This is a genomic window from Amycolatopsis sp. NPDC059235 (genome assembly GCF_042754125.1).
GTDB classification, from domain to species: Bacteria; Actinomycetota; Actinomycetes; order Mycobacteriales; family Pseudonocardiaceae; genus Amycolatopsis; species Amycolatopsis albidoflava.
Map to the genome: position 1 here is coordinate 1 of NZ_JBHZAG010000039.1, position 22591 is coordinate 22591.

Genomic DNA, 22591 nt, shown 5'->3' on the forward strand with positions numbered 1-22591 from the left:
GTGCTTGTCAAGGCATCTTTCCCGCCTTGACAAGCACCCCCAGACCGTCAGCACAATCAAGCTTCGGGGTGCCCCACGCAACCAAGGACCGATGTCGCCGCCAGGCGACGAGCAGTAACCCCGGACGCGACCCCCGCCACAAGAACCGAAGCCACCCCAGCCAACCCACCCCCGATACGGCAGCATGGGCAACGTGCTCTTCGACAGGATCGTCCGCCCAGCGATGTACCGGCTCGCCTACCACGACCCCGAGGTAGTCCACGAACGCACAGTCACCCTCCTGAGCCGAGCCGGAACCGCCCTCCGCCCCATCTCGAAGGCGTACCGAACGAACGATCCCACCGAAGTCCTAGGCCTAACCTTCCCCAACAAAATCGGCCTAGCCGCAGGCATGGACAAAAACGGCCGAGCCCTCAACGCCTGGCCGGCCCTGGGCTTCGGCTTCATCGAAGTAGGCACAGTCACCCGCCACCCCCAGCCGGGCAACCCCAAACCCCGCCTCTTCAGCCTCCCCGCCACCGACGCGGTCATCAACCGCATGGGCTTCAACAACGACGGAGCCCAAGCCCTGGCCGACCGCCTCGCCGCGCACGGAAAACCCGCGGTACCGCTGGGAATCAGCATCGGCAAATCGAAGGTGACACCGCTGGACGAGGCCGTCGAGGACTACCGCTACTCCCTCCGCGCGCTGCACCCCTTCGCCGACTACTTCGCGATCAACGTCAGCTCCCCGAACACCCCCGGCCTCCGTGCGCTGCAAGACAAATCCGCACTCGCCGAGCTGCTCGCCGAACTCCGCAAGACCGGCACTGAACTGGGCGGCAACACGCCCCTGCTGGTGAAAGTCGCCCCCGATCTCACCGACGACGCGCTCGCCGAACTCCTCGAAGTCTGCCTGGACCACGGCGTAGCCGGCATCATCGCGACCAACACCACCCTCTCCCGCGCCGGCATCGCGCCCGCCGAAGCCGCGCTCGCCTCGGAAGCCGGCGGTCTCTCCGGCCGCCCGCTGACCGAACGCTCGGCGGAAGTCGTGCGCTTCGTCCACGAAAAGACCGAGGGCAAGCTGCCGATCATCGGTGTCGGCGGCATCCTCGGCCCGGACGACGCCCGGCGCATGCTCGACGCCGGCGCGAGCCTCGTCCAGCTCTACACCGGCTTCGCCCTGCACGGCCCCGGCCTGGTCCGCCGCGTCGGCCGGGGGCTCGCGGCGGGTCGGTAGCGGGGCCTGGACTCAACGGTCGGACGGCGAAGTCTGGGCTCAGGCACACAAACCGGGTCTCCTCCACCGGCGAGCGCCCGCTCGGGAGAACCAGACGTGTGGCCTTCCCGGCCTGCTCGTCGCCAGTCGGGCGAGCCCGAGTCCGACTGTGCGCACTCGGGCCCGTCCGCCTCAGCCGGGGAACCGCGGCCCGCCAGTGCTCACGAACCGCAGATAGCCCCGCCAGGACGCGTACCGGTCCAGACCTTCCCCGCCAACCGCGGCCGCTGGTTCGCACAGCACCGCGAGCGGCGAACTCCCGTCCTCCAACTCCACCCGGCCCACCACGAACGGCGCCGCCAACCCGGCCGCGAAACGGCCGAACGCCGCCGGAGACAACCGCCAGCGTTCGCCGTCCACGCCGGCCGAGCCGGAGACCACTCCGGGCTGCGGCGGCGTGACACCGTCGAGCAGCACCAGCCGATACCGCTCAGCAGTCCGGACCAGACCGCCGAACCGCGCCCCGTGCAGTTCGTCGTGCAGCGGCTGCCCGCACAGGTGCGCACCGAACACCACGACGTCGACGCTCTCGCTCGGGTACGGATCCGGCGACTGCTCCCCGGTCAGCACCGAAGCCAGGTCGATGCCGATCTGGTCCTCGAACGCTCGCGTCACCACCGTGATCCCGTACGGCCGCCGGTCGCCCGGCACGGTCACCGCAGCCAGGTCGAGGGCGTTCAGGGTCGAGTCCAGAACGCCGACGGTCGGGAGGAGCAGCGCGTCCAGATCGGCCAGCAGCGAGCCGGCTCCAAGGGCGTTTCCGGCCCCGTAAAACGCGCTGACGTCCACCGGGACCAAGACTGCACCGGAAGCCTCCAGAGAGGCAGCAGCGACGTCGAACGCCCTCCTCGCGGGCAGCGGGAGACTGGCTTCGGCGGGAATGCCGAGGCGCGGGTGCTCTCCGGTGCCGAGGCGGACGTCCGCTGGCCATTCGCGGGCAGCCGGGTCCAGGCCGCCGAGCATCGCCGCGACGGCTCGCTGGGCGGTCGTGAGTCGCTGGGCGGACACCGAAACGGTCGTTCCCGGGATCAGTCCGGGCGTCGGTTTGAGGGTGAGCACCCCGGGCGGGGCGGCGATCTCTCGCGCGGAGGAATTCAGTGCCAGGTCGACGATCTCGAGACCCACCGCCGCGTTTTCCGGGTCCGCGACGGCGGTTCCGAGGACCACCGCGCCGGCGTCGGTCAGGCGGGCGAGCTCGGGCGGGGCGTCGGCGTCGACCGCGCAGACGGTTCCGGCCAGCGGGAGGTCTTCGCCCGCGTGAACGCGTTCGTCGACGGTTTTCGCTTCGACGAGCACTTCCTCCATGGTGCGCACCGAAGCCCAGAGCCCGGGGCGGTCGGCTTTCGCCAGCCGCTCGAACGCGGTGCGGACCCGCTCGTGCGAGCTGGGCGGGGGGACGGGAACAGGATCAGGTTCCGGCGGGAGCGTAGTCACGAGGGCGTCCTTTCCTCGGCGGGATCGGAGGAGTCCACTGTGTACGTCCGGCGCCGCGAACCTCAGCCCGTGACGCCGGGCCTGGCGGGTGCCAACACCGACCTCATGGGAAAAACGTTAAACCGCAGACGTTTCCGTCACCAGCAGGATCGGATTACGCGATTGTTGCGGTGTGCGGGGGAAACTCACGCACCGTCGCGGCCGGACTGTCCGGTTGCGCCGACCGGAATCCCAAACTCGGCCATCAGGACGGCGTTTCCGCCCGGCCGCGGCGATTCCCGGAGTCGCCGCGAAGCTGGGCACCCGGACCACATTCACCCCTGGATCGGGCGTTTCGCAGCGGATTACCGCGCCACACGACCCTGGCGACATGGCCAGCGCAGGCTGGTTTTCACCGTCAGCGCCAGCCCGGTGAGCCGGTCCGTCGTGTCGGTCAGTGCCTCTCGCGACGTGACCATGCCGTCACCGCTCGACCAGCCGCGGCGATTCCCGGAATCGCGCCGCACGACCCGGCAAACGGGCCAGGCTGGTCAGCCCAGGTCCTTCAACGCCAGCGCCAACCCCGCGAGCCGGTCCGTCGCGTCCGTCAGCGCCTCCCGCGACGTCACCATCCCGTCGCTGCTCGCCGCCACCGCACGACCGGCCGCGGCGACCAGGCCGCCGTAGCCTTCGATTCCGTCGTCGAGCTGTTCGCGCAGTTTCGCCACCGCGGCCTGCAACGCCGAACGTTCGCGTTCCGGCGCGGAATTGCGGCCCCGTTCGATCGCCTGGATCCGGTCGGCCAGGCCGCGCAGCGCACGGGCGGCCTCGTCGGCCGTCGCGCGGGCGTCGGCGACCGAGACTTCCGGAACCGCGGTGGTGCCCAGCGAAGTCGGCACGGAAAGCTGCTTCAAGAGTTCGCGCAGCGAAGCCTCGGACTCGGCCAGCCGCTCCATCGGCTCGCGCGCGGCCGAAGCGGCGGCGGGCAGCGGCGGCGGGCCGCTGGGCGCGGCGGGAAGTTCGACCTTCTTCAGCTCTCGCAACCGCATCCCGGTGCGGACGCTGAACGTGCCGAACACCAGCGTCGCGAAACCGGAGAACACCGCCTGCCCGATCTCCGGGCCGGCCACCGCTCCGCCCAGCAGGCCGGTGGCGGTGAGCACGGTGAGGATCCCGAGCAGGATCGTGACCAGCACCCACAACGTGAGCACGCGCGAGGTGCGGCGGATCCGGCGCTGGTGCTTCGCGCTCGGTTCGTTCCAGCGCTGCCATTTGGCCCGCACCTCGGCGACCGCGGGCACCTGCCCGGCGACCGAAGAGAACGCCGCGGACGCGGCCGCGCTCGACGGGCGGCGCGGCACCGGCGGCGGCGAGACCGGACCGCGCTGACTCTGCTGCGGCTTCCCGCCGGCTTCCTCGGCCGGCGGGAAGTACCGCTGCAGTTTTTCCTGAGCGCGCTGGGCGTAGTCGGGCAACCGCTCGATGTGCTTCTCGAGCTTGGCGTTGAACTCGCTGAAGTCCCGCCGCTTGGCCATCCGCGCTACCCCCTGCGCCGCTCGTGCCCGGCCGGTCAGGCCGGGTTCTTGCCCTGTTCGGCCTGCACGCGGGCCTGGATCTCCCGCTGGATGTCGCCCGACGCGGCGGCCGGCTTGGCCGCGGCCGCGCCCGCTCCGCCGTCGGTGACCTGGGCGACCGAGTCGCCGCGCATCGACGCGCGGATCTGCTCCAGCCGCGAGTGGCCCGCCATCTGCGTGGCCGACTCCTGGACCTCCATCATGCGGCCCTGCACCGAGTTCTGCGCCAGCTCCGCCGAGCCCAGCGCGGTGGTGTAGCGCTTCTCGATCTTGTCCCGGACCTCTTCCAGCGACGGCGTGTTGCCCGGCGCGGCCAGCTGGCTCATCTGGTTCAGCGACGCGGAGACCTGCTCCTGCATCTTCGCCTGCTCCAGCTGCGAGAGCAGCTTGGTGCGCTCGGCCAGCTTCTGCTGCAGCATCGTCGCGTTGCGCTCGACGGCCTGCTTGGCCTGCGTGGCCGCCTGCAGCGACTGGTCGTGCAGCGTCTTGAGGTCTTCGATGCTCTGCTCGGCGGTGACCAGCTGCGCGGCGAAGCTCTCCGCCGCGGTCTCGAACTGGGTCGCCTTCGCCTCGTCGCCCTTGCCGCGGGCCTCGTCGGCCAGCACGAGCGCCTGGCGCGTCGAGGCCTGCAGCTTCTCGACCTCGCCGAGCTGGCGGTTGAGCTTCATCTCCAGCTGCCGCTGGTTGCCGATCACGGAGGCGGCCTGCTGCGTCAGCGCCTGGTGATTGCGCTGCGCCTCCTCGATGGCCTGCTGGATCTGTACCTTCGGGTCGGCGTGCTCGTCGATCTTCGACGAGAACGCCGCCATCATGTACTTCCAGAACTTCACGAACGGGTTGGCCATCTCCTCCGCCTGCCTTCTTGCGTCCCACGGGCCCTGATTGCTTCGGGGCGGGGCGTCGCTCCCCTAGTCGCACAACGTACCGACCCCGGCGTTGGGTTCCATCGTGTCAGGTCGGCCTCCGCCGTTCCAGGCGACCCCGGGGGAATTCAGGGTCAGCCCTGACCGGCGGTCGGGACCGGCCCGGAAGGGGAACCCCGCGCACGCCGACGGCCCCGGGGAGATCCCCGGGGCCGTGCAGCGAAACAGCGCGGGCGTTACGCCGCGATCGTGGACGCCAGCTTCGGCGCGCCGATCGTGGTCCGCAACGTCGTGTTCATCCGCGGAGCGGGCTGAAGCCGCAGGTCGGAGAGGTCGTCGCCGATCAGCTCCGACACCAGGCGGCCGCCTTCGAACCCGGCCTCGCCGCGGTCGGGCACCGTCTGGCTCGGTGCGGTCTCCACCTCTTCCACCGGTGCGACCTCGACCTTGTCGAGGGCCGAAACGTCCGCGGCGACCTTGTGCAGCAGCTCGCCCAGCGGCAGTTCCAGCGCCTCGCAAATGGACGCCAGCAGCTCGCTGGAAGCTTCCTTCTGGCCGCGCTCGACCTCGGACAGGTAGCCGAGGCTCACCCGGGCGGCGCGGGAGATGTCACGCAGCGTCCGACGCTGGTTGGTGCGGGCATGACGGAGCCGATCACCGATCGCCTCGCGCAACAGCACGGTCATCACGCGCCTCCCTTCCCGAACTGGTGCCTCCTACGTTACCCAGAGCGGTGCCCCGAGTGCAGGACTTGACACGTACGTACGCCAAGGGCGAACGCCGTTTTCAGTCTAGTTGTTCCCCGAGCAGCGCGAACGCGGCGCGCACCGACGCGGTCCGAATCGTGTCCCGGTCACCGGACTCGGCCAGTTCACGCACCGTGTTCACGCCCGGTCCGCTGAGCCCGACGTACACCGTTCCCGGGGCCACGCCGTCCTGCGGATCCGGCCCCGCGACACCGGTCAGGCCGAGACCCCAGGTCGCCCCGCAGCGCTCCCGCGCGCCCCTGGCCAGCTGTGCGGCGACCTCGGGGTGCACCGCTCCGTGTTCGGCCAGCAACTGGTTGTCGACGCCGGCGAGCGCGGCCTTCAGCTCTGTGGCGTAGACCACCAGTCCGCCGCGCAGCACCGCGCTCGCGCCCGGCACCTGGGCGAGCGTCGCGCAGACGAGACCGGCCGTGAGCGACTCCGCCGCCGCCACGGTTTCCCCCCGGCGGGTGAGGGTCGCGACCAGTTCGCGCGCTTCGGTCATCACGTGCCCATCGCGCGCCGGCCCGCGGCGCGCAGCCGGATCGCGCGGACCAGGTAGTCGACGCCGGTGATCACCGTCAGCGCCACCGCGATCCCCATCAGCGCCCAGCGCACCGGGTCCGCTCCGGCCGGGAGCGGCAGCAGATAGGTCACGATCGCGAGGATCTGCGCCATCGTCTTCGCCTTGCCGCCGCGGCTGGCCGGGATCACGCCGTGCCGGATCACCCAGAACCGCAGCAGCGTCACGCCGATCTCGCGCACCGCGATCACGATGGTGACCCACCAGCCCAGCTCCCCCAGCGCGCTGAGCCCGATCAGCGCGGCGCCGATGAGCGCCTTGTCCGCGATCGGGTCGGCGATCTTGCCGAAGTCGGTGATGAGCCCGTAGCGGCGGGCGACCCAGCCGTCGACCTGGTCGGTCGCGGACGCGATGGCGAACAGCCCGGTGGCGATCGCGCGCCACGTGGTGTCCTCGCCGTGGCCGGTGAACAGCGCCACGACGAACAGCGGGACCAGGACGAGCCGCGAGATGGTGAGCAGGTTCGCCAGGTTCAGCGTCGGGACCGGGGTGGCTTCGGGCAGCTGTGCCCCGCCCTCGGAAGCGGCGCGGGGCACGCCCTCGCCCGCCCCGCTGGGCGCGGCACTCACCGGCCGGCGTCCGGCGCCGGGCGGACGACCAGGTCGACGCCGGCGGAGTCGACGACCTCGCAGCGGACGATGTCGCCCACCGCGAGCGGCTTGGTGTCCTCGTCCTCGAGGATGACGCACTCGCCGTCGACCTCGGGGGCCTGGTGCCCGGCGCGGCCGACCGCGTCGTCGCCGTCGGTGCCGTCGTGCTCGACCAGGACGTCCACGAAGGTGCCGATCCGGTCCTCGGCGCGCTGCGCGGTCAGCTCCTCGACCAGCGCCGAGATGCGCGCGACGCGCTCGGCGACCACGGCCGGGTCGAGCTTGCCGTCGAAGGTCTCCGCCTCGGTGCCGTCCTCGTCGGAGTAGCCGAACACGCCGACCGCGTCGAGCCGGGCGCCGGTGAGGAACCGCTCCAGCTCGGCCAGGTCGTCCTCGGTTTCGCCGGGGAAGCCGACGATCACGTTGGTGCGGATGCCCGCCTCGGGCGAGTACTCGCGGATTTGCTCGGTGAGCGCGAGGAAGGAATCGGTGGACCCGAACCGGCGCATCCGGCGCAGCACCTGCTCGCTGGAGTGCTGGAAGGACAGGTCGAAGTAGTCCGCGACGCCCGGCGTGGTCGCGATGGCCTGCACCAGCTGCGGCCGCGTTTCGGCGGGCTGCAGGTAGGACACGCGGACGCGCTCGATGCCGTCGATCTCGGCAAGGCGCGGCAGCAGGAGTTCGAGCGCGCGGGTGCCGTCGCGGCCGAAGTCCTTGCCGTACGAGGTGGAGTTCTCGCTGACCAGGAACAGTTCCTTCGCGCCGTTCTCGGCGAGCCAGGCCGCCTCGGCGACGATCTCGTCGGGCTGGCGGGACACGAACGACCCGCGGAACGACGGGATCGCGCAGAACGAGCAGCGCCGGTCGCAGCCGGAGGCGATCTTCAGCGCGGCGACCGGGGAATCGTCCAGCCGCGTGCGCAGGACGCGCGGGCCCCAGCCGTGCTGCGCGTGCCCGGGCACCTCGACCTCGGCCGTCGCGGCGGGCCGCTGCACCGGGCTGATCGGCAGCAGCTTGCGGCGGTCGGACGGGGTGTGCGCGGCGATCGCGCGGCCGGCGACCACGTCGTCCAGGCGCGAGGACAGGTCGGCGTAGTGGTCGAAGCCGAGCACGGCGTCGGCCTCGGGCAGGCTGTCGGCGAGTTCGTTGCCGTAGCGCTCGGCCATGCAGCCGACCGCGACGACCTTGCGGCCGGTGTCGGCCGCGGCGAGCAGCGTGTCGACCGAGTCCTTCTTGGCCGATTCGACGAACCCGCACGTGTTGACCACGACGACGTCGGAGTCCTCCGGTTCGGCGGCCAGTTCCCAGCCGCCCGCGGCCAGCCGGCCCGCCAGCTCCTCGGAATCGACCTCGTTGCGGGCGCAGCCCAAGGTCACGAGGGAGACACGGCGGGCGCGAGCGGAATCAGCGGCTGGAGAAGGCACGACGTTCAGGGTAGCCGTCGCATTCGGACCGCCCCGCGACGGCGTCGCCCAGTGCGGTGACACGGTCTCCTCCGGCCGGGGTTCGCCGTCCGTGAAGGGCTCCTTGAGGGAATCAGATTCCCTCAAGGAGCCCTTCACGGACCTGCGGGGCTTGAGCACCCGAGCGGGTCACTCCGCTGTGGACACGTCCGGAACCGTCAGCAGCGTCAGCTCGGCGTCGTCGAGCGCTTCCAGGTCGACGTCCGGGCCGGCCAGCCGCATCGCCTGCGCGCGGATCGCGCGTTCGAGCAGGCCACGGGCCGAACGGCCATTCGCGAACCCGGTGCCGCGGTCGAGGCCCGCCATGAATCCGGGCAGCGCTTCGGCGAGCCCGGCGTCGAGACGGTAGCCCTGTTTGCCCGCCATGGCGGTGAAGATCGCGGCCAGCTGGGCGTTGTCGTAGTCGGCGAAGTGCACGGTGGCGCCGAAGCGGGACCGGAGGCCCGCGTTGGCGTCGAGGAAGCGGTCCATGTCCGCCGGGTAGCCCGCCGCGATCACGATCAGGTCCTCGCGGTGGTTCTCCATCTGCACCAGCAGTTCCGCGACCGCCTCGCTGCCGAAGTCGGTCCCGTTGGAGTAGGTCTGGACCAGGTTGTACGCCTCGTCGATGAACAGCAGCCCGCCGATCGCCCGCTCGCACACCTCGCGGGTTTTCGGCGCGGTCTGGCCGATGTACTCGCCCACCAGGTCCGGCCGCGCGACCTCCACGAGGTGCCCGGACGGCAGCACGCCCAGCTCGCGGTACAGCTGCCCCATCAGGCGCGCGACGGTCGTCTTCGCCGTGCCCGGGTTGCCGGTGAACACCAGGTGCCTGCTGCGCGCCCCGACCGGCAGCCCGGCCTTGCGGCGGCGCGCGTCCAGCCGCGTTTCCGCGACCAGCGCGCGGACCTGCGACTTCACCTCGTCCAGGCCGATCATCCCGTCGAGTTCGGCCAGCAGGTCGTCCAGCCCCCGGCGCGGTCCGGCGTCGTCGCTGACCGCGACCCCGGCTTCGCCCGGCAAGTCCGCGGCCACCAGGACGGCCAGCTGATCCGACGGTGTGTCCGGCGCGGCGGCGAGGCGGCTGGACTGTCCGCTGATCGCGGCTTCGAGCAGGCCGCGCGCGGACCGGCCGTTCGCGAACCCGCGGCCGCGCGGGATGCGGCGGATCGCCTCGGGCAGCGCCGCGGAAAGGTCGGCGGACAGCTCGTAGCCCTGGCTCTTCGCCATCACCGCGAAAATCCCGGCGAGTTCGTCGTTGGAGTAGTCCGGGAACTCGATCCGGCCGGAGAACCGCGACCGCAGCCCGGGGTTGGACTCGAGGAACTCGTCCATCTGCTTGGGATAGCCCGCGACGAAGACCACCAGGTCCTCGCGATGGTTTTCCATCTGCACCAGCAGTTCGGTGACGGCTTCCTTGCCGTAGTCGTCGTTGTCGTCGCGCACGAGGTTGTACGCCTCGTCGATGAACAGCACGCCGCCCGCGGCCCGTTCGCACACCTCGCGGGTCTTCGGCGCGGTCTGACCGGTGAACTCGGCGACGAGATCGCCGCGGCCGACCTCGACCAGGTGGCCGGACGGAAGCACGCCCAGCTCGCGGTAGATCTGCCCGACCAGCCGCGACACCGTCGTCTTCGCCGTGCCGGGGTTGCCGGTGAAGAGCAGATGGCGACTGCGGACGGCGACCTTCATGCCCGCGTCCCGCCGCCGCGCGTCGACGGCCATTTCGTCCACCATCGACCGCACGCGCTGCTTCACCGAGTCGAGCCCGATCATCGCGTCCAGCTCGGCCAGCAGCTCCGGGAGACTGCGCCGCGGTCCGGAATCGTCCACCGCGCCCACGCCGGACTCGCCGGGACCGGGCAGGTCGGCGGCGACGAGCGTGACCAGGTCCGCGCCGCCGTCGGTGGTCAACCGGGTCGACTGCTTGCCGATCGCCGCTTCCAGCAGCACGCGCGCGGACCGGCCGTTCGCGAAGCCGCGGCCGCGCGGGATCCGCCGCACCGCTTCCGGCAGCGCCGCGAGCAGGTCCGCGGACAGCTCGTAGCCCTGGCCCTTCGCCATCGCGCGGAAGATCTGCGCCAGCTCGTCGTTGGAGTAGTCCGGGAATTCGATCGTGCCGGCGAACCGCGAGCGCAGGCCGGAGTTGGATTCCAGGAAGGCGTCCATCTCCTTGGGGTAACCGGCCGCGAAGACCACCAGGTCCTCGCGGTGGTTTTCCATCTGCACCAGCAATTCCGCGACCGCTTCCCGGCCGAAGTCGTCGTCCTTGTCGTTGACCAGGTTGTACGCCTCGTCGAGGAACAGCACGCCACCGACGGCCCGCTGGACCGCCGCGCGGGTCTTCAGCGAGGTCTGGCCCACGTACTCGCCGACCAGGTCGGTGCGGGTCACCTCGACGACGTGGCCCTTGGGCAGCGCGCCGAGCGCCCGGTAGATCTTGCCGAGCAGCCGGGCGACCGTCGTCTTCGCCGTGCCCGGATTCCCGGTCAGCAGCAGGTGACGGCTGCGCACGGCGACCTTCATGCCCGCTTCCCGGCGCCGCGCGTCGATCGTCATCTCCGACGTCAGCGAGCGGACCCGCTCCTTGACCGCGTCGAGGCCGATCATCCCGTCCAGCTCGGCGAGCAGCTCCTCGATCGAGGATCCGCCGCGCTGTCCCGCCGCGGCCACGAGCGGCTCGATGTCCGGATGGCCGATTTCGATCCGGCTGCCCGGCGTCGCGCCGCGGCTGATCGCCTGCCGCGAGGCCGCGTCCAGCAGCGCTTCCACCGTGCGGGCGCTGGGTTCCTTGGCCAGCGCGGCGAGCCGATCGCGGACGTCGCCCGGCAGGCCGAACGAGCGTTCCCGGGCGAGGACGTCCAGCAGCGCGGCGGCTTCCGCGGGCCGGTCGAACCGGGGCAGCCGGTACTGCAGCATGGTCTGCACCAGGTCGGGGGCCTCGGTGCTGAGCTGTTCGAGCACCTTTTCGGTGCCGTCCAGGATGATCAGGCGGCAGCTGTCCTGGTCGCGGGCGTAATTGCGCAGCATGCGGACCGTCGCGGCGAGGTCCTTCTCGAAGAGGGCGTCGACGCGCTCGGCCAGCAGCAGCGCGGAGCCGCCGTTCTCGATGTCGTTGATCGTCGCGGGCACCGAGCGCTCGACCGGGTCGTCGGCGTACTCGGCGAGCAGCGCGGCGCAGTCGAAGAACTCGGCGGTGTCGAACCCGACTTCAGCCTCGGTCAGCGACGCCTTCATCGCCCGGGTGAACCGGCGCTGGCCGGTGTTCGCCTCCCCCACCAGCAGGATGAACGGGTTCGGCTGTTTGGTGCCCGCCGTCATCCGGGCCGCTTCGCGCTTCTCCCACTCGGCGTAGGCGGTTTGCCATTCCTCGTACGCCTTTTCGTAGCGGGACTGCTCCTTGCGCTGCCACATCCGGTTGCCCGCGGCCAGCAGGTCGAGCGTGACCGACCGGCTGTGCCGCGCCATGTCGCCGAGCACGTTGTTGCCGGAGCCGTCCGAACCCGGCCGCTCCGGTTCGGGCGGCGGCGGCTCGCCGGGGCCGTTCGCGGTGCCGTGCCGGGTGGCGTCCGCCCAGGCGACGACGCGGGTGGCGCGCGCGACGAACTCGGCCATCGACTCGGTCCCGGCGACGAACATCCCGGTCTGGCCCAGGCTCTCCACCCGGATCTGCGGCGGCTGGGCGGGATTCGGCGCCGGGGCGCTCGCGGGGACCGGCGGCGGGGCGACCGGCAGCGGCCCCGAGGGCGCGGCGGGCGGCTGCGGTCCGGAAGGCGCGGGCGCGGCGGGCGGCGGCTGCGCCGGTACCTGGCCGGACCACGGGCCGCCCTGCGGCGCGGGCGGGAACCCGGGCTGCGGCGGGCGGTAGCCCTGCGGAGGCGAGGGCGGGCCGTTGTAGCCGCCCGGATTCCCTTGCGGCGCAGGCGGTCCGGAGAACCCGCCCGGGTTGCCCTGCGGTGTGGGATAGCCGCCCGGAGTGCCCTGCAGCCCGGGGTAACCGCCGGGATTCCCCTGCGGCGAGGGCGGACCGGCATAGCCTGGATTGCCCTGCGGTCCGGCGAATCCGCCCGGGTTGCCCTGCTGGCCGGGGTACGGCGGCCGGGGGCCTCCGCCGCCGCCCTGGCCCGGGTAGCCCTGCTGGCCGCCCGGGTACTGCTGCGGCGCGCCGTAACCGCCCGGGGCGGGCACGCCGGGAGCGGGAGTGCCCGGCGGCGGCACGAGCCGGGCGGCGCCGCGGTAGCCGGGATCCGACGGGGGCTGCGTGTACTGCCAGTTCCCGTCCGGCAGCCGCCGCTGCCACGCCTGGCCGGGGACGAGCAGCCATCCGACGCCGTCCGGGCCGGTCAGCGCGGCCGTCCGGCCCGCCGCCGCCTCGGACTGTGCGGCCTGGAATGCGTCCCACCCTGCGCGCGTCAAAAAAACCAGCTCCCCCTCAGGTGCCCGTGCGGCAAGCCCGCCGCCGCCCCATTGTGCCCAACCCGGGACGCTCCGCGACGGCTAGTCGCCAAAGTCGCGCGTTCGCCCCTCGCGCGCGATCACCACTGCAGAGCTTGTTTCAGCTGTTTGACCGCGATCGGCGCGAGTGTCGTGTTGAAGGTCGCGGACGGGTGGTTGTCGTCCATGTAGACGAGCACGTTCCCGACCACCGCGCGGCAGCGCTTCTGGTCGCAGTAGTAGTCGGTGAAGTCCAGGAACGACACGTTGTCCGGGATGTCCTCGACCCGCTCCCACGACGGCGCCGGGGCCACCGCGGCGGGACGGGGCACCGAGCACGACGCGTCGGTCGGGCTCTTCTGCGCGACGCAGCTGGCCATGTTGAACGCGTAACGCGGGTTGTCGCGCACGGCCACGACCGGGATGTTCGCGTCGTTCAACGCGGACCAGACGTCGACGAAGCCCTTCGGCGTCGACTCGTTCGGCCCCGGTTTGGAGTTGACCGTGCCGAGCATGACGACCGCGTCCGGGCGGGTGTCGAGCAGTTCGTCGGTGGCGGCCTTGTTCCAGTCGATGCAGCCCTTGTCCCCCGGCATCAGCTCGGAGCCCGACGAGTACGGGCACGCGCCCTTCAGCATGGTCGTGACCTGCCAGCCGTCGGAGACGACCGCGGGCCGGAAGGCGGCGAGGTACTGCTGGATGTGCGAGTCGCCGACGAGCACGATCCGCTTGGTCGGCGGCCCTTCCGGGCCCTCCGTGCAGATCTCCAGGTCCTTGTTGCGCGGCGACTTCGCGCACTGGTCCGGCGAAATGCGGGCCCAGTCGTCGGCGAGCTTCACCGTCGGCGGCACGATCGACGGCGACGGCGCGCCGCGGTAGACGAAGCCTTGCGCGTGCGCGACCGCGCCCGGGTGGTCCGGGTCGCCGATGGCGATCTCGTAGTTGGCCCGCGCGCTGCTCACGCCCTGCCAGACGCCGCTCGCGACGAGCACCGGGGCCAGCGCGAGCACGCCGAACCGGTAGGCGCCCCAGTGTTTCGCGGTGCCGATCTTCGACAGCCGGATCGGGTTCTCGATCAGGTGGTAGGTCAGGATCGAGAGCAGGAACGACACGCCGACGACGAACGTGCCGCCGAGCAGGCCGACCGCCGGCCGGTCGCGGATGATCAGATAGAAGACCAGCACCGGCCAGTGCCACAGGTACAGCGAGAAGCTGAGGTTGCCGACGTAGCCGAGGAATTTCGAGCTGAGCCAGCGGTCCGCGCCGAGCACGCTGCCGGTCTGCCCGGCCACCAGCACCAGGCCCGCCGAGACGGTCGGCCACAGCGCGATCCAGCCGGGGAACACGCTGTCGACCTCGAGCAGGACCCCGCACAGAACCAGCCCCGCGACGCCGACCCAGCCGAGCACGATGCGCAGCAGCCGCGGCAGCGTGACCTGGTCGAGGAACATCGCCATCAGGCCGCCCAGCGCGAATTCCCACACCCGGGTGAGGCCGTGGAAGTAGGCCAGCGGCTGGTCGGCCTTGGTGAGGTAGACCGAGTACGCGAGCGAGGCGGCGAACAGGACGATCAGCAGCAGGTTCACCGTGCCGCGCAGCGACCAGCCGAGCCGGCGCACGAGCAGGCCGAGCCCGACGAACAGCAGCGGCCACACCAGGTAGAACTGGCCCTGGATGGACAGCGACCAGAAGTGCTGCACCAGGCTCGCGCTGTTGTGCTGGGCGAAGTAATCCACCGAATCGGCCGCGAGCTGCCAGTTCTCGTAGAACAGCGCCGACGCGACGACCTCGCGGATGGTCTGGAACCAGCGGTCCTGCGGCAGCAGCAGCTGCGACACGACCACGACGGTCAGCAGCACGGTCATCGCGGCCGGGAAGAGCCGCTTGATCATCCGGCCCCAGGTGGCGCGCAGCTCGATCCGGCCGCGCAGCAGCGCCCGGTAGAGCTGGCCGGTGATGAGGAACCCGGAGACCAGGAAGAACACGTCGACGCCGCCGGAGATCCGGTCGAACCACACGTGGTAGACCACGACCAGCACCGAGGCCAGCGCCCGCACTCCCTGCAGCTCAGGCCGGAACCGGGCTTGCGCGCTCGGCCCGGCGGGAGGGTTGCCTGGACGTTCCGGGGCCACCACGGTACTGCCGGACATGCAGGTTCCTCCCGAGGGCCGGTAGCAGGCCGAAAGCCGCCGACTACTGGTCATGTGCGCTCACTAGCTATACGTGACGGCGCGCGCCGTCACGCATCCGGGGTCCCCCGATGGAGCCGCTCGGCGCACCCGGTCCTCGCGGTAGTTATCTTGACCGGGTGCCCGATTCCCGCCCTCCGTCCGTCCGCCGCGCGCGGATCGCCGACGTCCGCAAGATCAAGGCCCTCGTCGACTCCGACGCGGGCCGCGTGCTCCTCGAGAAGGATCTGGTCACGCTTTACGAGGCGGTGCAGGAGTTCTGGGTCGCGATCGACGACGAGAACGGCACCGAGGACGTGCTGGGCGCCGCCGCGCTGCACGTGCTGTGGGAGGACATCGGCGAACTGCGCACCGTGGTGGTCGACAAAGCGGCGCGCGGCCGCGGGATCGGGCGCGCGCTGGTCGGCAGGCTCGTCGAAGAGGCCCGTGAGCTGGGGCTGAAGCGGCTGTTCGTGCTCACGTTCGAGACGTCGTTCTTCTCCGGGCACGGGTTCGTCGAGATCGACGGCGCCCCGGTGTCGCACGAGGTGTACGCGGAGATGCGGCGCTCGCTCGACCCCGGCGTCGCGGAATTCCTCGACCTGCCCTACGTCAAGCCGAACACGCTGGGGAACTCGCGCATGCTGCTGGAGTTCTGAGCGCTCACGAGAACCGGACGAGAATCCGGTTCCCCGACCCGTCCACCGCCTCGAGCTTCACCGTCGTGCCCGCGAAAGACGTCGCGTCCGGGCCCTGGCGGCCGGTGTGCAGCTGGACGGACGTGTGCTCGCCGCGCCCCGGCTCGGTCAGGACCAGCGCCACTACCGCCTCCCCCGCCACGAAGCACTGCCTGCCCGGCTTGCAGCGCGAATCCGAGACCAGCTGGCGGTAGCGCACCGTCAAGTCACGGCCGGAAACCTGCACCTCCTGGCCGGGCGTGAGCGCCACGTTCCCGCCCAGTTCGGCGGCAGGCGGTCGCGACGGCGTCTGCGCGACGGCGACCGTGCCGCCCGCGCACCCGGCCAGCGCGGCGGCCGTCCCGATACCCAGTGCGAGCTTCTTGAGGTCCATGCCCAGGGGACGAGACCGGGGCACTGCCAGGTTGCACGCGCGGCTCAGAAGTCTTCGTCCTCGCCGCCGGCGGGCGACCCGCCCGCGTCGGAGCCGCCGCGGATCATGAACAGCACCGACTCCAGCTCGTCGGGCTTGATCAGCACGTCGCGGGCCTTCGAACCCTCCGACGGGCCGACGATGCCGCGGCTTTCCAGCAGGTCCATCAGCCGTCCGGCCTTGGCGAACCCGACGCGGAGCTTGCGCTGCAGCATCGAGGTGGACCCGAACTGCGACGTGACGATGAGTTCGGCGGCCTGCAGCAGGACGTCGAGGTCGTCGCCGATGTCCGGGTCGATTTCCTTCTTCTCGCCCGCCTTGGCGCTGGTGACGCCCTCGTTGTAGTCCGGCTGCGCCTGTTCCTTGGCGAAGTTGACGACCGCGGCGATTTCTTCGTCGCCGACGAACGCGCCCTGGATGCGGACCGGTTTCCCGGCCCCCATCGGCAGGTAGAGCGCGTCGCCCATGCCGATCAGCTTCTCCGCGCCCGGCTGGTCGAGGATGACCCGCGAGTCGGTGAGCGACGACGTGGCGAACGCGAGCCGCGAGGGCACGTTCGTCTTGATCAGGCCGGTGACGACGTCGACCGAGGGCCGCTGCGTCGCGAGCACCAGGTGGATGCCCGCGGCGCGGGCCTTCTGGGTGATCCGGACGATGGCGTCCTCGACGTCGCGCGGGGCGGTCATCATCAGGTCGGCCAGCTCGTCGACGATCGCCATGATGTACGGGTACGGCTGGTACTCGCGTTCGCTGCCCGGCGGCGCGGTGATGTCGCCGGAGCGCACCTTGGAGTTGAAGTCGTCGATGTGGCGGACCCGGTTGGCCTGCATGTCCTGGTAGCGCTGCTCCATCTCCTCGACGAGCCAGGCCAGCGCGGCGGCGGCTTTCTTCGGCTGCGTGATGATGGGCGTGATCAGGTGCGGGATGCCCTCGTACGGGGTCAGCTCGACCATCTTCGGGTCGATCAGGATCATCCGGCATTCGGCGGGCGTCGCGCGGGCCAGCAGCGACACCAGCATCGAGTTCACGAAGCTCGACTTGCCGGAACCGGTGGAACCGGCCACCAGCAGGTGCGGCATCTTCGTGAGGTTCGCCGTGACGAACTCGCCCTCGATGTCCTTGCCGAGCCCGATCAGCATCGGGTGGTTGTCCTTGACCGTGGTCGGCGCGCGCAGCACGTCGCCGAGGCGCACCATCTCGCGGTCGGAGTTGGGCACCTCGATGCCGACCGCGGACTTGCCCGGGATCGGCGCGAGCAGCCGGACGTTGTCGGTGGCCACCGCGTAGGCGATGTTCTTGGTCAGCGCGGTGATCTTCTCGACCTTCACGCCCGGGCCGAGCTCGACCTCGTACCGGGTGACCGTCGGGCCCCGGGTGAAGCCGGTGACCTGCGCGTCGACGTTGAACTGGTCGAGGACGCCGGTGATCGCCTCGATCATCTGGTCGTTGGCCTTGCTGCGGGACTTCGGCGCGTCGCCGAGCTTCAGCAGGTCCGGCGGCGGGAGCGCGTAGTCGCCCTCGACCGTGCGCGTGACCGACAGCGCGGGTTCCGGGGCCTTCTTCGGCTTCTTCTCCGGCACCTCGGCGGGCGGCGCGACCGGCTTCGGCGGCCGGATCGGCGTGGCGGGCTCGGCGAGCGCGGCGTCGATGTCGAGCTGCTCGCCGTCCTTGTCGGCGCTGGCCTGCCGCCGCCGCGACGGCTTCCGCAGCCGGACGGACTTCGGGTCGGCCTCGGGTTCTTCGTTGTCGTGCTCGTCTTCGTGCTGGCCGCCGCCCTCGTACTCGGCCAGCTCCTGCTCGTCGAGGCCCCAGGTACGCAGGCGGTGCGGGATGTCGCGGACCGGCGTGCCGGTGAACACGAGCACGCCGAACAGCAGCGCGAGAATCAGCAGCGGCACCGCGACCCAGGTGGTGACGCCCTTGGTGAGCAGCCCGCCGGAGAACGCGCCGAGGATGCCGCCCGCGTACATCCGGCCGTCGTTGGTGTCCGGGAGCGCGGTGAAGATGTGCAGCATCCCGAGCACGGACAACACGACCAGCACGGTGCCGATGACCATCCGCGGCCGCGTTTCCGGCTGCGGCTCGGACCGCATCAACGCGACGGCGACCACGAGCAGCACCAGCGGCAGCGTCACCGCCCCTGCGCCGAGCACTGTCCGGGTGGCGATCTCGACACCCGCCCCGATCGGCCCGGCAGCCCGCCACCAGACCCCGACCGCGGCGACGATGGCCAGCGCGATCAGCCCGAGAGCAAGCCCGTCACGACGGTGTTCCGCTTCGAGTTCCCGCGTGCGCCCCACGGTCCGGGCCAGCGAGCCGATTCCCTTGGCGGCGAGGTTCCAGGTGCTGCGCACACCCCGCCCGAACGCGCCGTTCTTGCGCCGGGGGGCTGGCCGCCGGGCACTGGACGTCCGCGGCCGGGAGCTGCTCCTGCCCCTGGCCGAGCCTTTGGACGACCTGCTCGAGGCAGCCGTCCGAGACTTCGCCGGAGTACGCGAACTACGCGCCGGTGCCTTCCCGCCGCTTCCCGCCGTGCTCCGCTTCCTCGTCGCCGACCCAGCCATGCCTCCACGGTAACGGGCGAGGACCGATAGTCACATGTGCCACTCGCAGCGCACCCGAAACAATCGTCTCTAAGTCACAGTGGATCTTGTGGAAGCATCGGCGGGGTCCCTCGCCATTCCCCGGAAGCCGAGGTCCCTTGATGCCGAGCCCTGCCGAGGTCGTGCGCGCGCTTGCCGACCGGACCGCTTTCGCCGCTGCACCTCGGGGTACGGGGCGGTACCACTACCGCCGGACGTCCGGGTGGCATCAGCACACCGACCGGACTACCGCTGGGCAGATTCTGTCGGCCAGCACTGAGTTCTTCGACCGCGAGGACTGGATCGCCGCGGACGGTTCCGGACGGTCGCTGATTACGCAGGGCAGCGCGGTCGTCCGGCCCAGCGGCTATTTCCCGCCCGGCGGACTGATGGGGGACTTTCTGGTCGCGACGGATCTCTCGTCGGTGACTGCTGCGATGAGTCGCCGGATGAGTCCTGCTGGAGCGGCCAAGGCTTTCAGCACGGTTTGGCTGGTGCAGGTGGTGCCGCCGCAGTTGCAGCGGTCGTTGCTGCTGTGGCTGGCCGAGCGGCCGGGGCTGGTTGTGGAGGACGCGGACCTGCCGGGGGTTGTCGTGAGCGTTCCGGATTCGGCGTTCGCTCCTACGCGGCAACTGGTGTTCGATCCGGAGACCGGGATGCTGCTGCAGACCCGGGATGTCGAGGACGACGGGGCGACTATCGGGGGCTGCAGTCGCTGGTTGGACACCGGGTACGCGGAATCCACCGAGTCGCGTCCGGTTGAGGCTTCCTGACCTGGGACAAGCGCTTAATCGCCGCCCCCGCGTTCGTCGTCTGCGCCTCTTTCGGACATTCATGCCGAACAGCGGCAACAACGCGGCCGCTCCAGGATCCGCCGCTCCAGCGACTTCTAGTCCAGCGTCCCCGCCGACCGGCTCTTCCGCGCCAGCGAGCGTCGCGGCGGCACCGACCACCAGTGCGTTGGCGGCGGACTCCTACTTGAAGAAGTCCGTGGGCCAGAACGCGCAAGCCCGGCATGCACACGCTGGTGCTCGACTTCACTGTCCAGATGCCCGCTGCCGATGGCGACCAGTCCGACATCTACGCCTTCGACAACGACGTTCTCAACGGCCGGCAACGGATTCCTGAACGGCAGCCTCGGCTGGGAGTGGAACTACTGACCACCGCTCCAAGCAAGCTCCAGCGGTCAAGCACCTCCGGCGGCCAGAGACGTCCTGAGCAGCCACGACAGCCTCCCGAGCCCCCACCGCCCCCGCCTCAGCGAGAACCGCGTTGTCCCAGGTGGATTCACCCGTGAAATGCTCTGCTCATGTTCGCGCTGCAACAGGACGAGGCTCCGCGCCGTGCCCCCGCGATCTGGCGGACGATGCTCAACATCGACCGGGGGCTGGTGAACCTCGTCGGGCGGCTCACCGTGACCGGCTCAGTGCCGAGGGAGCTCCGGGGCAAGCCGCTGCTCATGACGGCCAATCACATCGGCGTGTTCGACGCCTTCGTGCTCATGGCGGCCTGCAAGCGGATCGGCATCAATCCCCGGTTCATGCTCGCCGGCGGGATTCTCGACGCTCCGGTGATCGGCCCGGCGCTCAAAGTCAGCGGGCATTTGCGCGTGGACCGGGCGAAGGCGGCGACGGCGATCGGGCAGTTCGCGGAGGCGGCGGAGGCATTGCGGACTACGCGCGAGCCGATCGTCGTGTATCCGGAGGGGCGGATCAGTCACGATCCGGGGCTGTGGCCGGAGCGCGGCAAGACGGGGGCGGCGCGGCTCGCGCTCGCGGCGGGGGTGCCGGTGATTCCGATCAGCCAGTGGGGCGCGCACGAGGCCGTGTACTGGGGCACGGAGACCGTCAACGGGCCCGCGGATCTGCTGCCGCTGGCGAAATCCGGGTTGAGCGCGCCGTTGCGGCGGCCTCGGTTCAAAGTGCATTTCGGGACTCCGGTGGACCTGTCCGACGTCGAGCCGGAGCGGCCGGGCGCGGGCGTTCGCGCGCACGCCAAGATCATGCAGGCCATCACCGACGGCCTGGTCCCCTTGCGCCGCCACGAACCCATCCGGCCCCGCTTCTACGACCCGACCCGGCCGACCGACACGGTCAGCCCCTGGAAGCCCCAGCGCTGAGTCCGGATCGTGGGACACGCCAGCGTGCCCGGCTAGGGTCGCGAAGTGTGAGCACCCGCATTCTGGTCGTCTACTACAGCGCTACCGGCAACACCGCCGCCCTCGCCAGCGCGCTTGCCGAAGGGGCAGGCGAAATCGGGGCGGAGGTACGCGTTCGCACCGTGGCCGAGACCGCGCCGCCGGAAGCGATCGCGAGCAATCGGCGGTGGCAGGCCTGGATTGACGACGGGCCGCACCACGAACTCGCCTCGCTGGCCGATCTCGAGTGGGCGGACGGGCTCGCGCTCGGCAGCCCGACCCGGTTCGGCGGGCCCGCCGCGCAACTGAAGTCCTTTGTGGACACCACGGGCGGCCTGTGGGCGCAAGGGAAACTGGCCGACAAGGTGGCGACGTCGTTCACCTCGGCGTCCACCGCGCACGGCGGCCTCGAAGCAACCGTGCTGGCAATCAACAACATCTTCTACCACTGGGGCGCGATCGTCGTCCCCCTCGGCTACGCCGATCCGCACCTGATGGAGTCCGGCAACCCGTACGGCGGCTCGTTCGTCTCGCGCAAATCCGCGGCGCCGGACGACACCGCGCTGCGGGCGCTGCGGATTCAGGGGCGACGGCTGGCGACGATCACGACACACGTCGCGACGGGCCTGAAAACCGGGGAATAACTCAGTTTCGCCGGCTCGTTCCGCTCCGTAGTGTCCCGCGCGTGACCACCGAACTCCCTGTCCTGGAACCACCCCGGGTGATCCACCGGGGCCGCGGCCTCTCGCTCGTGCTGCTCGCCGCGGTCTTCTTCAGCACGTCCGGAACGCTCGCCAAACCGGTGATGGAAGCGGGCATGACGCCGGAACAGGTGGCGGTGCTGCGGATCGGGACGGCGGGAGTCCTGCTGCTGATCGGCACCGCGCTCTTCGCCCCGCACACACTGCGGGTCCGGCGCGGGGAATGGCCGATGCTGCTGGCGTACGGCGCGCTCGGCGTCGCCGGCACGCAGCTGCTGTATTTCATCGCCGCCGAACGGATCCCGGTCGGCATCGCGATCCTGCTGGAGTTCCTGTCGCCGGTGCTGATCGCGTTGTGGGTGCGCGTGGTGCGGCGGAAGCGGCTGCCGCGCATGCTGTGGTTCGGGATGGCGGTGGCGATGATCGGGTTGGCGCTGGTCGCGCAGGTCTGGCAGGGGCTGCGGCTCGACGCGATCGGCGTGCTGGCCGGGACCGGCGCAGCGTTGTGTTCGGCCGGGTACTTCCTGCTCGGCGAACGCGCGGTCGCCGACCGCGAACCGCTCGGGCTGGTCACCTGGGGCATGGTGATCGGCGGGGTGCTCGTGAGCATCACCGCTCCGCCGTGGACGCTGCCGCTGGGCATGGCGAGCCAGACCGTCCCGTTCGGACCGTGGGCTCCCCCGCTGTGGCTGCTGCTGATCTGCCTCGTGGTGCTGTCGACGGCGATCCCTTACGTCGCGGGGATCTCCGCGCTGCGCCACCTGCCCGCCTCGGTGGCGAGCGTCGTCGGGCTGCTCGAACCCGTCGCGGCGGCGGCGTTCGCTTGGGCGCTGCTCGGCGAAGCGCTCGCTTGGCCGCAGGCGGTCGGCGCCGCACTGCTGCTCGGCGGCGCGTACCTGGTCCAACGACAGACCGCCGCGGTGGCCTGACTCCCCCCGCGGGTGGAGACGGGAACCAACCTCGGGCGGGATGTGTCCTATCCGCGAG

Annotated in this window: 18 protein-coding genes; 7 read left to right on the forward strand and 11 right to left on the reverse strand. The window is 70.9% G+C overall.

The features are described from left to right. Nucleotides 1–193 precede the first annotated feature (193 nt). Nucleotides 194–1222, forward strand: a complete 1029-nt coding sequence (locus ACFXI3_RS24355; protein WP_378402359.1) for a quinone-dependent dihydroorotate dehydrogenase — start codon at nt 194–196, stop codon at nt 1220–1222. A gap of 171 nt (nt 1223–1393) precedes the next feature. Here the strand turns inward: ACFXI3_RS24355 and ACFXI3_RS24360 are convergent, their stop codons facing one another. The 9 genes from ACFXI3_RS24360 to ACFXI3_RS24400 form a co-directional block, all read right to left on the reverse strand. Then, nucleotides 1394–2695, reverse strand: a complete 1302-nt coding sequence (locus tag ACFXI3_RS24360) for a hypothetical protein (protein ID WP_378402361.1) — start codon at nt 2693–2695, stop codon at nt 1394–1396. 530 nt (nt 2696–3225) lie between these two features. Then, entirely contained in the window at nt 3226–4209 is a 984-nt protein-coding gene (locus ACFXI3_RS24365) for a hypothetical protein (RefSeq protein WP_344284767.1), read from the reverse strand. A 35-nt stretch (nt 4210–4244) separates the two neighbouring features. Beyond that, a complete protein-coding gene (locus ACFXI3_RS24370) occupies nt 4245–5093 on the reverse strand; it encodes a PspA/IM30 family protein (RefSeq protein ID WP_182893389.1) in 849 nt (282 codons plus the stop codon). A gap of 254 nt (nt 5094–5347) precedes the next feature. Next, nucleotides 5348–5797, reverse strand: a complete 450-nt coding sequence (locus ACFXI3_RS24375) for a helix-turn-helix domain-containing protein (RefSeq protein WP_162834710.1) — start codon at nt 5795–5797, stop codon at nt 5348–5350. A gap of 100 nt (nt 5798–5897) precedes the next feature. Next, nucleotides 5898–6362: a CinA family protein gene (locus ACFXI3_RS24380; RefSeq protein WP_378402364.1), complete on the reverse strand. Its 465-nt coding sequence runs from the start codon at nt 6360–6362 to the stop codon at nt 5898–5900. Beyond that, complete coding sequence (gene pgsA / locus ACFXI3_RS24385) at nt 6362–7009, reverse strand: CDP-diacylglycerol--glycerol-3-phosphate 3-phosphatidyltransferase (protein WP_344284753.1); 648 nt, start codon at nt 7007–7009, stop codon at nt 6362–6364. The genes ACFXI3_RS24380 and pgsA overlap by 1 nt, the downstream gene beginning before the upstream one ends. Beyond that, nucleotides 7006–8454, reverse strand: a complete 1449-nt coding sequence (gene rimO, locus ACFXI3_RS24390) for a 30S ribosomal protein S12 methylthiotransferase RimO (RefSeq protein WP_378402366.1) — start codon at nt 8452–8454, stop codon at nt 7006–7008. The genes pgsA and rimO overlap by 4 nt, the downstream gene beginning before the upstream one ends. Nucleotides 8455–8622: 168 nt before the next feature. After that, on the reverse strand, nt 8623–12888 hold the full coding sequence (locus ACFXI3_RS24395; protein WP_378402368.1) for an AAA family ATPase: 4266 nt from the start codon (nt 12886–12888) through the stop codon (nt 8623–8625). A 119-nt stretch (nt 12889–13007) separates the two neighbouring features. Beyond that, on the reverse strand, nt 13008–15056 hold the full coding sequence (locus tag ACFXI3_RS24400; protein ID WP_344284744.1) for an acyltransferase family protein: 2049 nt from the start codon (nt 15054–15056) through the stop codon (nt 13008–13010). 158 nt (nt 15057–15214) lie between these two features. Between ACFXI3_RS24400 and ACFXI3_RS24405 the strand changes: the two genes are divergently transcribed. Continuing rightward, entirely contained in the window at nt 15215–15733 is a 519-nt protein-coding gene (locus ACFXI3_RS24405; protein WP_378402371.1) for an amino-acid N-acetyltransferase, read from the forward strand. A gap of 4 nt (nt 15734–15737) precedes the next feature. On the opposite strand, the gene ACFXI3_RS24410 is transcribed toward ACFXI3_RS24405, so the two are convergent. Together ACFXI3_RS24410 and ACFXI3_RS24415 are read right to left on the reverse strand one after the other, a co-directional pair. Then, nucleotides 15738–16145, reverse strand: coding sequence for a hypothetical protein (locus tag ACFXI3_RS24410; RefSeq protein ID WP_378402373.1), 408 nt, complete (start codon nt 16143–16145; stop codon nt 15738–15740). 44 nt (nt 16146–16189) lie between these two features. Beyond that, nucleotides 16190–18538 (reverse strand): DNA translocase FtsK, encoded by a 2349-nt coding sequence (locus tag ACFXI3_RS24415; RefSeq protein WP_378402375.1) that lies wholly within the window; start codon nt 18536–18538, stop codon nt 16190–16192. On the opposite strand from ACFXI3_RS24415, the gene ACFXI3_RS24420 reads away from it, so the two are divergent. From ACFXI3_RS24420 to ACFXI3_RS24440, 5 genes are all read left to right on the forward strand, one after another. Further along, the gene (locus ACFXI3_RS24420) at nt 18528–18761 is read left to right on the forward strand and encodes a hypothetical protein (RefSeq protein ID WP_344284733.1); all 234 of its coding nucleotides are present in this window, start codon (nt 18528–18530) and stop codon (nt 18759–18761) included. The two genes, ACFXI3_RS24415 and ACFXI3_RS24420, sit on opposite strands and share 11 nt — an antisense overlap. A 127-nt stretch (nt 18762–18888) precedes the next feature. Then, entirely contained in the window at nt 18889–19539 is a 651-nt protein-coding gene (locus tag ACFXI3_RS24425; protein WP_378402377.1) for a hypothetical protein, read from the forward strand. Nucleotides 19540–20075: 536 nt separating this feature from the next. Next, nucleotides 20076–20885, forward strand: a complete 810-nt coding sequence (locus ACFXI3_RS24430) for a lysophospholipid acyltransferase family protein (RefSeq protein ID WP_344284727.1) — start codon at nt 20076–20078, stop codon at nt 20883–20885. 47 nt (nt 20886–20932) lie between these two features. Further along, a complete protein-coding gene (gene wrbA, locus ACFXI3_RS24435) occupies nt 20933–21547 on the forward strand; it encodes an NAD(P)H:quinone oxidoreductase (RefSeq protein WP_378402379.1) in 615 nt (204 codons plus the stop codon). A gap of 41 nt (nt 21548–21588) precedes the next feature. Further along, the gene (locus ACFXI3_RS24440) at nt 21589–22533 is read left to right on the forward strand and encodes a DMT family transporter (protein WP_378402381.1); all 945 of its coding nucleotides are present in this window, start codon (nt 21589–21591) and stop codon (nt 22531–22533) included. Nucleotides 22534–22591: the final 58 nt, after the last annotated feature.

Bases quoted from the DNA above. Each gene is read 5' to 3' on its own strand.
- ACFXI3_RS24365 (WP_344284767.1), bottom strand. From the start codon at position 4,209: ATGGCCAAGCGGCGGGACTTCAGCGAGTTCAACGCCAAGCTCGAGAAG.
- ACFXI3_RS24370 (WP_182893389.1), bottom strand. From the start codon at position 5,093: ATGGCCAACCCGTTCGTGAAGTTCTGGAAGTACATGATGGCGGCGTTC.
- ACFXI3_RS24375 (WP_162834710.1), bottom strand. From the start codon at position 5,797: ATGACCGTGCTGTTGCGCGAGGCGATCGGTGATCGGCTCCGTCATGCC.
- ACFXI3_RS24380 (WP_378402364.1), bottom strand. From the start codon at position 6,362: ATGACCGAAGCGCGCGAACTGGTCGCGACCCTCACCCGCCGGGGGGAA.
- ACFXI3_RS24400 (WP_344284744.1), bottom strand. From the start codon at position 15,056: ATGTCCGGCAGTACCGTGGTGGCCCCGGAACGTCCAGGCAACCCTCCC.
- ACFXI3_RS24410 (WP_378402373.1), bottom strand. From the start codon at position 16,145: ATGGACCTCAAGAAGCTCGCACTGGGTATCGGGACGGCCGCCGCGCTG.
- ACFXI3_RS24425 (WP_378402377.1), top strand. From the start codon at position 18,889: ATGCCGAGCCCTGCCGAGGTCGTGCGCGCGCTTGCCGACCGGACCGCT.
- ACFXI3_RS24430 (WP_344284727.1), top strand. From the start codon at position 20,076: ATGTTCGCGCTGCAACAGGACGAGGCTCCGCGCCGTGCCCCCGCGATC.